The organism is Synechococcus sp. LA31, from assembly GCF_018502385.1.
Lineage (GTDB): Bacteria > Cyanobacteriota > Cyanobacteriia > PCC-6307 > Cyanobiaceae > Vulcanococcus.
Genome location: NZ_CP075523.1, coordinates 2,519,462 through 2,530,944, shown reverse-complemented (window position 1 = coordinate 2,530,944; position 11,483 = coordinate 2,519,462). Strand labels below are relative to the sequence as shown.

The following is an 11,483-nucleotide window of genomic DNA, read 5'->3' as shown; positions in this document are numbered from 1 at the left end:
GGCGAAGGCCCAGAACCAGTTTGTGGATGTGGTCCTGCCCTGAATGGTCCCTGTGCCGCTCGATCTGCCGCCGGCCATGGCCCACCACCAACGGGGTGCCTGGGCCGGACAGTTGGACGATCTGATCTGCAGTGGTGTGGTGCGCGGTTGGGCCTGCCGCGTCCCACCCGCAGACGCCTCAGCGCCCCTGCAGGTGCGGCTCGTGATCGAAGACCTGCTGCGACCGGGAGCGAGCTGGCCGCTCGCGGTGGCACCCGCACATCTCCAGCGAGACGACCTCGAACGAGACGGGCTGATGGTGCCCTGTGGCTTCGCCGTACAGGGCCCATTGGAGCAGCCTCTGCCGGCGCGCACCAGCGGCAGCGTGCTGCGCGCCTGGCTTGACACAGCCGATGGCCCGGTGGAATTGAGCGGCAGTCCCCAGCGGCTCAATCCTGAGCGCTACCGGCTGCTGGAGCAGCTGCAACGCAGCGGGTCGCACGGCCCCACCGGTGGACTGCTCGGCCTGGAAGGGTCGCAGGTCTACGGCTGGGGGGAACCGGGCAGCGACCTGCACCTGCGGATCGATGGTCGCCCAGGACTGCAGCTGCACAGCGATTCCCGCGGTCAGCTCCATGCAGCCCTGCCGGCCGAGAGCTGCGACGGTCGCCCCCATCATCTGGAGCTGCGCAACAGCCGCGGCCAGAGCCTCGACGAGCGGATCGTCTTCACACCGTTTCAGCTCACACCCTGGCCGGCCCTGTTGGAGCACGGACCGCCGCCGTTCCCCGACCACCTCCACCCGCTAGTCGTGGAGCAGCACCGCAGCCTCAGCACCTGGCTGCACTGGGCAGACCTCGGCGAGATCCCCCTACCGAACGATCTGCCGCAATTGCATCGACTGGTGGTGCAGGGACATCGGGCTGAGACCAACGTGGAGCCGTTGGATCGCCCCTTGCAACTGCCCTGCAGCGACAGCCCTCGCGTCTCGGTGGTGATCCCAGCCCATAACCACTACAGCGTTACGCGCCGCTGCCTGCTGGCGATCGCCTATGCCCCAACCCGGGTGCCGATGGAGCTGATCGTGGTCGACGACGGCAGCACCGATGGCACCGCTGAGCAACTCGCTCACGACCTGCGGGGCTACCGGTTGGTGCGGCACGACACCGCTCAGGGCTTCAACCAGGCCTGTCACAGCGGAGTCGCTCTGGCGCAGGCCCCATTCGTGGTGCTGCTCAACAACGACACAGAACCCTGTGCCCGCTGGCTGGAAGAACTGCTCACCCCGTTTGAGCTGTGGCCCAAAACCGGCATCACCGGCGCCCAGCTGGTGTTTCCCAACGGACGGCTACAGGAATCGGGCGGACTGGTGTGGGACAACGGCCAGCCCTGGAATTACGGCCGCGGTGGCAACCCCTACGACCCGCGCGTGAGTTATTCCCGCCAGGTGGACTACGTGAGCGCCGCCTGCCTCGCCATCCCACTGGAGCTCTGGCAGGCCATCGGCGGCTTCAGCACTGAATTCGCTCCCGCCTACTTCGAAGACACAGACCTGGCCTTTGCGGTGCGTGCACGCCATCGGGAGGTTCGCTGTGCACCTCTGGCTCGGGTGATCCATCACGAGGGCACAACCTGCGGCATCGACACCGGCAACCCCGAGAGCAGCAAACGGCTGCAGCTGGAGCATGCCCCCCGCTTCAGGCAGAAATGGCAGCACGCCTTCACACCCTCAGGACCTCCCTCCCGAGAGGCAGCCGAACGGCACAAGGACCGCGGGGTTGTGGGCAGGGTTCTGGTGATTGATCATGCGCCGCCCCGGCCTGATCGGGATGCGGGCAGCCATGCCGCCCTCACGGAGATGGGCCTGCTGCAGGAGCTGGGCTGGAAAGTGACCTTCCTGCCCACCAACCTGGCCTGGCTGGGGGGATACACCGACGCACTCCAACGCCGAGGCATTGAAGCCATTTATGCCCCGTTCGCGCTCTCGGTCGAGGCGTTTCTGCAGCAACGGGGGCACGAATTCCAGCTGATCTACTTGGTCCGCTACGTCACAGTGCTGGCCCATATCCAGGCGATCCGCGAGCACGCTCCGCGGGCACAGCTGATGTTCTGCCTGGCGGATCTGCACTACCTGCGGGAGTTGCGCCAGTTGCATGCCGCTGTGCTGAGCGGCGAGGCGCGCGCTCGAGCGATGACCAGTCTCAACCACACCCGCAAGGAGGAGCTGGAGGCGATCGGGATGGTGGATCTCACCCTCAGCTACAGCAGCGTGGAGCGGGATTTAATCGACGCAGAAACCCTCGGCCGAGCTGCCACGGCAGCCTGTCCCTGGGTGGTCGACTGCATTGAAGGAACACCTTCACCGCAGGGGCGCCAAGGACTGGCCTTCCTGGGAAGCTACGCCCATCCACCCAACGGTGATGCCGTGGCCTTTCTCCTGGAGGAGATCTGGCCCCACCTACGGCAACACAGCCCCCAGCTGGAACTCCACCTCTACGGCAGCGGGCTGGATCCTGAGCTGGCGGAAACCTGGGGCCGACAACCGGGGGTTTGGGTGCAGGGCTGGGTGGCCAACACCGATACGGTGTACGACAGCCACAGGCTGATGGTGGCGCCGCTGCGGGCTGGCGCCGGCCTCAAGGGAAAAGTGGTGGGAGCGCTGGCACGCGGCATCCCTCAAGTTCTCAGCCCGCTGGCCGCGGAAGGAACCAACCTGCGTCATGAACGGGAGGTGCTGATCGCCGCCAGCGTTGACGACTGGCTGGAGCAGATCGAACGGCTCCTGCACGACGACAGCCTCTGGCAACAGATCAGTGCGACGGGCTTGGCCCATGCCCGTGAGCACTACTCCCACAGCCATGGGCTGATGCAGATGGGCCAGGCACTGAAGCGCCTGGGATTGCCGTTGCAGGAGGTCAGCCCATGAGCGAATCCCCCCTGAGCGGCGTGGCCATGGCACCGGCCATCGCCCTGTGTCCCGGCGAACCACGGCTGTCGGTGGAGGTGACCAACCGGCTGCTGATCCGCCATGGCCTCAATCGCGCTCTCGCCAGGGCAGTGGTGCATGACGCCGTGGCCGCCGTCATGCCGCTCGATCCGGAGGAGGAGTTGCCGCTCATCGCGACACAGGTCCAGGCACTAGGGCTGCGCAGTGAGGCCGAACTGGAGCCCTGGCTCGCGGCACAGCGCTGGTCGCGCGACGACCTACGCGCCATGGCAACCCTGGCCGAGCGGTTGCGGCGGTGGAGCCACTGGCGCTTCGAGCATGAGGTGGAGATCCGCTACCTGGATCGAAAAGCAGACCTGGATTGCGTGGTTTACATGCAGCTGCAGGTCGCGGAGCGGGAGCTAGCCGAAGAACTGCACCAGCGCCTACGCCGCGAGGAGATGAGCTTCGCCGCTGCGGTGGAGCAATTCAGCCTCGGGACGGAATGCGACACCCACGGGATCCTGGGCCCGGTCGCCGTATCAGCAACCGCTGCCGAAATCGCAGCCCGTCTGCGGGTGAGCCGCGAGGGCCAGCTCTGGGCCCCCTTCGCCATGGGCGAGCGCTGGATCGTGCTGCGGCTGGAGCGGCACCTGCCGGCCCAGCTGGACGCAGCCACCCGTGAGCAACTACTGCACGAGCTGTTCGCCGCTTGGGTGGACAGCCAGGTGGAGGCACTGCTGCAGGGCGAACCCCTGGCCGCTGTGCCACGACCCGAGCAGCCGATCGCATCGTGACGGTGACCTCCGCCGACGACGCCCCCAGCGGGCGGGCCGCCCAGCAGCTGCGCTGCTGCCGTCCGTTCAATCGGTTGACACCGGAGCAAGCCACTGCACTGGAGCCCCAGCTCCTGACGCGTCACTACCGGCTCGGGCAGACGGTGCTGCGCCCTGACCAACTGCCGGATGGGGTGCTGCTGGTGGTGGAAGGCAAGCTGCGCTCCCTGGCCCTCGATCCGAACACCCAGGAACTGCGCACGCTGGAGTTACTGGAGGAGGGAGACAGCGCAGGCTGGAGCAGCCTGCTGCGGCAGGCCCCGTGCGAACAGCTCCGTGCCGCCACAGAGACAACGGTGCTGGTGCTGCCTGCCACGGCGTTCCACCAGCTGCTCGAGCGCGAAGCCGAGCTGCGCAACTGGTATGGCCGTCATGGTTCGGCGGCAGAACTGCATCATCTGCTGGAGAGGCTGCAAGGCAAGAGCGCAGCCCCCCCGCCGAACCAACAAACCTGGGAGCAGCTGCTAAGCGAGACCCAGATCCGCAGCCTGCCGGCCGGCCATCCGGCAAACCTCGATCTGCCGAGCGATCGGCACTGGTACGTGAGTAGTGGCGGCCCATTGGGCGAAGCCTGGCCGCTGGAAGCCAGAGGCCAGGCACCTGCCAGCGGGGAACCATGGCTGCGCCTGATGGGCTTACCGCCCGTGTCGGCGGATCGCATCAGCGTGCAAGGCATGCGCTCCGGCGTCGGTCAGCAAGACGGGTTGCGCATCGGCGAGCCCCCCAGAAGACGCCTCACCCCAACCGAGCCACGGCCTGAGAACCCGCCGCTGGAGGGAGCGCCACCAACACCGCCAGCGGTGCAAGCGGGTGCACTCAGCCTGCGACGTGCGAGCAGCCCCCGTGCCGTTCCGATTGAGCTGTGTGTGGCGCTTGCCAACTATTTCAATGTGCCGATCAATCGGGATGCTCTTGGCAACCGGGTGGATGCACTGTTGCGGCAGCAACAACAGCTGAATCTGGTGAATCTCGGCCAGCTCCTGGATGCGCTCGGCCTGCGGGTGATGCTCACCGAGCTCCCCCGCAATCGACTGGCCCGGGTAGCACCGCCAGCCCTACTGGCCCAGAACGGCCATTTCGCGCTCTTGGAAGGCGTTGACACTGACGGACAACTTCGCCTGCTGGAGCCGGAATTGGGGCCGCTGCGGATTGCAGCTCAGCAGCTGGGAGATGCCCGCACCGGACTGGTCCCACTGCTGCTGCTCGAACGCAAGCATGACGCCAAGGAACAGCGCTTCAACTGGGGCTGGTACGGCCCCTTCCTGCGCGGACACCAACGCGCCCTGATCGAAGTGCTGGCGCTCTCGATCGTGATCAATCTGCTCACACTGGTGACCCCCCTAGGCCTGCAACAACTGATCGATCAGGTGGTTAATCAGGACAACCTCAATGCCCTGATCAGCATCTCAACTTTGCTGCTCTTGGCCGCAGCAACGCGCGGCGTCATGAAGTCCGTGCGCAGTTACATCTTCACCGACACCACCAACCGCATCGACCAAGACACCAAGTCCACAATCCTCGATCAACTTGTGCGCCTGCCACAGGTTTTCTTCGACACCCGCCCCGTTGGACAGGTGATCCATTACTTCCATCAACTCGATCGACTACGGGAATTCCTGGTAAGCCAGAGCATCACAACGGCCGTTGATTTTCTCTTTAGCTTTCTCTATCTGGCAATCCTGCTGAGCATCAGCATTCCTCTCACACTAGCCTCCCTAGCCACCCTGCCACTGATGCTGATCTTGGCAATCGTGAGCAACCCGCTCATGCGCGCCCAAATCAATCGCAGCATGGGCGAATCCGTTAAGACCTACTCCTATCTGAATGAATCCATCACCGGCATCCAGACGATCAAATCACAGAATGCCGAGCTCAAAACGCGATGGGAATTTCAAAATCGCTACTCACGCTTCATCGGAGAGGATTTCAAGCTGCGTGTAACGCGTGAATCCTTGAGCAATCTGGCGGAATTCATTCACGACCTCAACAGCCTTGTGGTGGTCGGCGTAGGAATCTTCCTGGTGATGAACAACCAACTATCACTCGGAAGCTTTATCGCATTCCGCATCATCAGCGGCTACATCACAGGCCCCCTGGTCAAGATGGTGCAGACCTGGCAGCAGTTCGAACAATCAAGCGCCTCCCTGCGCATGGTGGCCGACGTGGTGGACCGTCCTACGGAACAGAGCCCGAGCGAGGCCCTAAACATTCCGATGCCACCCGTGGTTGGCCAGGTCCTTTTTGTGGATGTGGGATTCCGCTACAGCGACGACCAAGACCTGATTCTGAACGGGGTCAATTTGGAGGTCCCCACCGGCTCATTTGTGGGCCTGGTCGGGGGATCAGGAAGTGGCAAAAGCACGTTATTAAAACTACTACCGCGCTTCTACCGCCCCAACACCGGCCGCGTCCTGGTGGACGGACTGGACATCAACAAGGTGGAGCTCTATTCGCTGCGGCGGCAGATCGGCGTCGTGCCGCAAGACACCGTTCTGTTCGATGGCACCATCCGCGACAACTTACTGATGGTGAAACCGGATGCCAGCGCTGCGGAGTTGATGGCGGCAGCGCGCATTGCCTGTGCTCACGATTTCATCATGAATCTGCCCAAGGGGTACAACTCCGATGTGGGCGAGCGTGGAGCAGGACTCTCCGGGGGCCAGCGGCAACGGCTGGCGTTAGCCAGGGCCGTGCTGCAAAATCCCAGGCTCCTGATTCTGGATGAAGCCACCAGCGCTCTAGATGCGCGCACAGAACGGCAGGTGTGCCTGAATCTGCTCGAGGCCTTCCGCGGCCGCACGGTGTTCTTCATCACCCACCGACTCACCACGGTGCAGCCGGCCGATCTGATCGTGCTGATGGATCGGGGCGCGGTGATGGAAGCCGGAACGCACCAGGAGCTGATGGCTCGCCGCGGCTGGTATTTCGCGCTCTACCAGAGCCAACAGCAGGAGCAAGGGATCTGAGATGGCCAACACACCTCGCGCATGGTTCTCAGCAATGCGACGCCGCTGGCGGCGGCCCGAACCGCACCTGGAACCTGCAACACCGCCGGTGGATCTCGTCGGTGATACGGGCCAGCACCCCGAGCCTCCAGGCCGGCCCTTCACCGCTGGCGCGCTCCCGCAAGGACCCTCCGGGGATGAGCAAATGGCGGATCGCTGGTCGTTCCAACAGCCGGTGCTGCTCAACCCCAGCCCCCGTCCCCGCACGGTGATGGTGTGGGTGCTTGTGGGAGGAACCGCCCTATTGCTGGTGTGGAGTTTGGTGGCGCCCCTGGGACAAAGCTTGGCTGTGCAGGGGAAGCTGCGGCCCAGCCGGCGCGTCAAGGTCGTTGAAGCACCAGTGGCCGGCGTTATTGCCGAACTGCTCGTGAAAGAAGGCCAGCCCGTGCAGGCAGGTCAGCTGTTGCTGCGCTTCGATCTGCGCCAGGCCCGCAGCCAACTCACCGCCGCGGAGGCTGTGCGCTCCCGCCTTCTGAGCGAGAACCGCATCTACACCGCCGCCCTGGAAGAACACAACACCACAGGGCTCACGACCAACCAGCAACTGCAGCTGGAGAACCAGAGCGCTCAGCTGCGCAGCAGCCGCAGGGTCGCAGCTGAAGAACTCAAACAGAGCCAGCAACGCCTTGAAGGACTGCGCCAGTCATGGAGAACCGCCAGCGACATTGCCCGTCGCTACAGAAACCTCTCCAGCGCTGGCGCCGTCAGTGCGGTGCAAGAACTACAGACCCAGGAGACCGCCAACCAGCTGCGCTCACAGATGCTCGAAGAGGAGCGCGCCATCGATCGACTCCAAGCCAACCTCCAGCAGGTGCAGGCCGCACCAGGCGCAGAACTGCGCGGCCGGATCGAGGCGAACCTCCGACAGATCAGCGATCTGGACGGTCAGATCCGCCAAGCCCGCCTTCAACTTCAGTACGGCGAACTGCGCGCCGCGCTCAACGGCGTTGTCTTCGACTTGAAGGTCAGCCCCCGCAGCGTGGTGGAGAGCGGCACCAAGCTCTTAGCCCTGGTGCCCGGCGGAACATTAGAAGCCCGTGTGCTGGTGCCGAGCAAGGTGATCGGCTTCATCCAACTAGGCATGAAGGCCAACCTCTCTCTCGACACGTTTCCTTCCAATGACTACGGCCGACTGCCAGCGGTGGTGCGGGACATTGGATCCGACGCCCTCACCCCCGAGGAGATGCGCAGCGCCCTCGGAGCCGAAGCCACAGGCCTGTTCTACCCAGTGGTGTTGCAGCTGCCGCGCCAATACCTACAGGCAGGGCGCCGCGAGGTACCGCTCAAGGCGGGGATGACCTTGACGGCCGATATCCAGCTGCGGCAAAGGCCCTTCATCAGCGTGCTCACCTCCCTGTTTGAGGACAAGCTGCGCAGCCTGGAGCGGCTTCGTTGATCATGCACGGGTGGGACTGGCTTGAGCTGCTACCGCCCCATGAACGGGGCCCTCAGAGACAACGCCGGCGGATCCAGCGCCTGCGCAGCCAGCTCATGCGCCCCCGCAGCACGATTGCCTTGCTGGTGCTCGTTTATCTGGTGGTTGTCTTCACGCTGGCCCGCCTCACCGGCAGCGTTCTGGCCTTACTGGCAACCCTGCCTTTAATCCTGGCGCCGCTGCTCAGCGCGCTGATCTACTGGTTGCTCTGGTCTGACTTCCACCGTTAATGGACTCAGGCCCTGCCAGCGGGCTGAACCCCTTTGCGCGTGAGGCTCTCAGACAACCAGGCTGGAATCAGCATCGCATCCGCAGGCAACGTCACCTGCTCGATGGGGTAGTAGAGCAACGCGGCAAGCAGCGCATTCAAGGCTCGGGGATGGCGCAGATCAGCGGCCACTTCCGACAGCTGCTGACGCATGGCCAGTTCGTCCTGGCTAAGCGGTTCAACGGCAAAGCGTGATGTGATCAGATGGTCGGTGAGCTGGCCGAAAGGCGTGCGGTACAGAGCCTCCAACTGATCGCTGTCCACATCCAGCCATACCTGGGCAACCTGACGGCGGCCCTGACTCAGATCCCGGCAAATTTCTGGATCACCAGGCTCCAAGTTGTAGAGAGTGATCAAACCATTGATCCGACCCAAAAACTCTGCATCTCCAATCAGCGCCATGCTCGCCGTACCGGTGATTGGTGCCAACTCCGGCAGCGTGATGTTGTGCGTTGCCATCGGTGGTAGTTGCGGGCGCTGGGGCGTTGACTGAGCACCCAACCCAGGCTCACAGCGTTCGGCATAGAGCGGAATCAACCAAGCGGGAAGGTGCCGGAGTGGCTCGTGCACCTGCATCGCCTCACGGTCAAGATAGGGCAACAACGCGAGCAGCACATTGATGCTGCCGTGACGTTCCAAACCCTGCTGCAAAAAGTCCGTGAGTTGTTGTTTTAAGGCAAGGTCAGGCCGATCAAGCGGCAGCGCCGGCAGAGCGCCAGCCAACAGATGCCGGTAAACATCGCCAATCGCACCATGAAAGAAGGTCTCCAAGCCATCCACCGGAGCCGCCAACCAAAAGCGTGAGAGACAGCCCCGCGCTGATCGCGCCGCCTGCAGGCTGGCCTGGCAAGGTCGTTCCACCACCTCTCGCCCGATGGCATCCAAGCGGGCGATCGTCCAAGGCGTGAAGTCCAACGCCGGCGATGTGGTGGGTGGCTGCACGTCCCCCACACCCGCGGCAGTCGGCGGCAGCGGCAACTGCTCTGAAAAGCGAAGAACAGGAGAGGGCTGCCCCTGTTCCTGCCGGCTCCAACCCAGCCAGTGGGGCAGGAATCCCATCAGAAGCCAACCCAGATGCTCACGCGCTCAAGGCTATGGAGCCTTCCCCGCCGCAAAGTGGCCTGATTTGAAGGTGTCTAACAGCTGATCCACAGCACCATGCCAATCGCCGGGTCGGGGTTGACGAAACAAACGCAGCCTTGGATACCAGGGTGACAATGGGCCTGCACTGAGCCAGCGGGGGTCCGCGCTCCACGGCAGCAGGACCCAACCAAAGCGACCCATGGCTCCCATGAGGTGGGCCATCGCCGTATCCACACTGATCACCAGATCCAGCTGGGCAACAGCCCGAGCTGTGGCCGCAAAACCATCCAAGCCAGCACCAGACGGCAACGGAGACAGACCAAGCGCCCGGTGGCGACATGCGTCCGCACCGAATTGAAGGTCGTGCACCTGCGCGCCGGATTGGCGCAGTGCATCCACCAAACGCCAGAGGATCGGCATGGGCAGCGTGCGCTTCTGGAACTCCCGAATACAAAAAGGATCAGCACCTGGATGCCCGGCTGCAGACACCAGCCCGACCTGCAAGGGCCGCCCGGCACCGCCACCCACCCAAAGCGGCGAGGTGAGATACGCCCCGTCGCCCCTGATCTGCGGCAAGTGCTGAAGGCCCAAGGCACCAGGCAGTTCCAGCAAGGTCAACGCGTCTTGCGTGGAGTCATCAGGGGACAAGGGGTCAACCTGCGGCGGAATCTCAAGCCAGGCCAAACCTTCGCGGAAGCACTCCACCAGTGCCGGTTCCACCCTCAGACGCACACCGTTCCGAAGCCCCGCGGCTGCGCGCCGACGCAGTAACGGCAAAAGAAAGCGCACGAATTGCAAGCTGTCCCCAAAGCCTTGCTCTGTCACGAGCGTGATCTGCGCAGCCAGGGCATTCCAAGGGGTAGGCATCCTGCCTGCCGCCCAGGCACGTCGACTGGCCATGCGCGTGAAGGCCTCGCCAAAGCGCTCCAGACCGATCAACACCTGGCTATGAGCCCAGAGATTGGCCAATCCTTCCTCTGAACGGTGCGGAAAGATCGGCTCCAACAGGCGATGAACCGCCAAGGCTTGATCAAAGCAATTCAGATCCCGCAGGCAGCTAGCCAGTCCACGCCTGCTAACCAGGCATTGCGGGTTCAGGGCCAGGGCACGGCTGTAGGCCAAGTGGGCAGCCGCCGGCAGATCAGCAAGCCAGAGCGCGTTGCCTTGATTCGCCAGCAAACGGTGGTCGTCGGGATGACGACACGCCAACTCGGCGTAGATCGCTGCAGCCGACAGCCAATCACCAGCCGCTTGAAGCTGGTGCGCCTGTTGCAGCGGCTCGTAGCAGCTGGGATCAAGGCCAGCGCCGTCCACGTCGTCAGCCCCACGGGCAGCAGCATCCACAACCCCACGATGGCGACAAAGCAGGAGCGAGGTGCACTCAGTAAACGCCGTTACGGGGATCTTGCTGTGCACCTGCAGCTGGCCAGATGCTGATGTGCCGCAGGGCGCGTGAGTTCTCACGCCGCCCTGGGCGAACGTTCGTCACACAACATCCATGGCAACGAGCACCGCACCAATCGGACAAAGCCTGTTCGACTTTCTCGACGGCAAAACAGGTCTAGAACAATTGGAGGCCCTACAGAGTGGGACCCTTGGACGCGAGATCAATCGCTACGTACAAACCCAGCTGGAGCAGTTTCATATTGGTTCGATTCAAGATTCCATCCAGAACTCGATCTGGGGCAACGGCAGCTGGAATTCAACCAACGAGTTGAGAGGCCAACCAAGACCAATCGCATTCGATCGCACTACCGCTGGTGGACACCCAATTGACCTGGTTGGCGATCACTGCACCCAGATCACCAGCACAGAAGGCCTGGAACCTGAACTGGGGGGCATCGACACCGGATTAAACACTCGCGAACAACCCACAGAACAGATTTTCCGTTCCCATCGCGACGCCTAACGAAGACCGAGCGACCACCTGGCCAAAGCAGGTGGTCGCCTA

At 63.5% G+C, this 11,483-nt stretch carries 8 protein-coding genes; 6 read left to right on the top strand and 2 right to left on the bottom strand.

What is annotated here, in order from left to right; genetic code table 11:
- Positions 1-43: 43 nt before the first annotated feature.
- Genes KJJ24_RS13680 through KJJ24_RS13660 form a run of 5 tightly spaced genes read left to right on the top strand, consistent with a single transcriptional unit; the run spans position 44 to position 8,411 of the window.
- The gene (locus KJJ24_RS13680; RefSeq protein ID WP_214339539.1) at positions 44-2,905 is read left to right on the top strand and encodes a glycosyltransferase; all 2,862 of its coding nucleotides are present in this window, start codon (positions 44-46) and stop codon (positions 2,903-2,905) included.
- On the top strand, positions 2,902-3,702 hold the full coding sequence (locus tag KJJ24_RS13675) for a hypothetical protein (RefSeq protein WP_214339538.1): 801 nt from the start codon (positions 2,902-2,904) through the stop codon (positions 3,700-3,702). Before KJJ24_RS13680 ends, KJJ24_RS13675 begins: the two co-directional genes overlap by 4 nt.
- Positions 3,699-6,707 carry a peptidase domain-containing ABC transporter gene (locus KJJ24_RS13670; protein WP_250544796.1) on the top strand — a complete coding sequence of 1,003 codons (3,009 nt, stop codon included), beginning with the start codon at positions 3,699-3,701 and terminating at the stop codon, positions 6,705-6,707. The genes KJJ24_RS13675 and KJJ24_RS13670 overlap by 4 nt, the downstream gene beginning before the upstream one ends.
- Positions 6,708-6,741: 34 nt before the next feature.
- Positions 6,742-8,142: an HlyD family efflux transporter periplasmic adaptor subunit gene (locus tag KJJ24_RS13665; protein WP_214339537.1), complete on the top strand. Its 1,401-nt coding sequence runs from the start codon at positions 6,742-6,744 to the stop codon at positions 8,140-8,142.
- A gap of 2 nt (positions 8,143-8,144) precedes the next feature.
- Positions 8,145-8,411 (top strand): hypothetical protein, encoded by a 267-nt coding sequence (locus KJJ24_RS13660; RefSeq protein ID WP_214339532.1) that lies wholly within the window; start codon positions 8,145-8,147, stop codon positions 8,409-8,411.
- 5 nt (positions 8,412-8,416) lie between these two features.
- Here KJJ24_RS13660 and KJJ24_RS13655 read toward each other — a convergent pair whose 3' ends face one another.
- Together KJJ24_RS13655 and KJJ24_RS13650 are read right to left on the bottom strand one after the other, a co-directional pair.
- Positions 8,417-9,508 (bottom strand): hypothetical protein, encoded by a 1,092-nt coding sequence (locus tag KJJ24_RS13655; RefSeq protein WP_214339530.1) that lies wholly within the window; start codon positions 9,506-9,508, stop codon positions 8,417-8,419.
- Between the two features lie 33 nt (positions 9,509-9,541).
- Positions 9,542-10,876 carry a hypothetical protein gene (locus KJJ24_RS13650; protein ID WP_214339528.1) on the bottom strand — a complete coding sequence of 445 codons (1,335 nt, stop codon included), beginning with the start codon at positions 10,874-10,876 and terminating at the stop codon, positions 9,542-9,544.
- 154 nt (positions 10,877-11,030) lie between these two features.
- On the opposite strand from KJJ24_RS13650, the gene KJJ24_RS13645 reads away from it, so the two are divergent.
- Positions 11,031-11,441, top strand: coding sequence for a hypothetical protein (locus KJJ24_RS13645; protein WP_214339526.1), 411 nt, complete (start codon positions 11,031-11,033; stop codon positions 11,439-11,441).
- The last annotated feature ends 42 nt before the right edge of the window (positions 11,442-11,483 follow it).

Excerpts from the sequence above, each read along its gene's own strand:
- KJJ24_RS13680 (WP_214339539.1), top strand. The coding sequence starts at position 44 with ATGGTCCCTGTGCCGCTCGATCTGCCGCCGGCCATGGCCCACCACCAA.
- KJJ24_RS13675 (WP_214339538.1), top strand. The coding sequence starts at position 2,902 with ATGAGCGAATCCCCCCTGAGCGGCGTGGCCATGGCACCGGCCATCGCC.
- KJJ24_RS13665 (WP_214339537.1), top strand. The coding sequence starts at position 6,742 with ATGCGACGCCGCTGGCGGCGGCCCGAACCGCACCTGGAACCTGCAACA.
- KJJ24_RS13660 (WP_214339532.1), top strand. The coding sequence starts at position 8,145 with ATGCACGGGTGGGACTGGCTTGAGCTGCTACCGCCCCATGAACGGGGC.
- KJJ24_RS13655 (WP_214339530.1), bottom strand. The coding sequence starts at position 9,508 with ATGGGATTCCTGCCCCACTGGCTGGGTTGGAGCCGGCAGGAACAGGGG.
- KJJ24_RS13645 (WP_214339526.1), top strand. The coding sequence starts at position 11,031 with ATGGCAACGAGCACCGCACCAATCGGACAAAGCCTGTTCGACTTTCTC.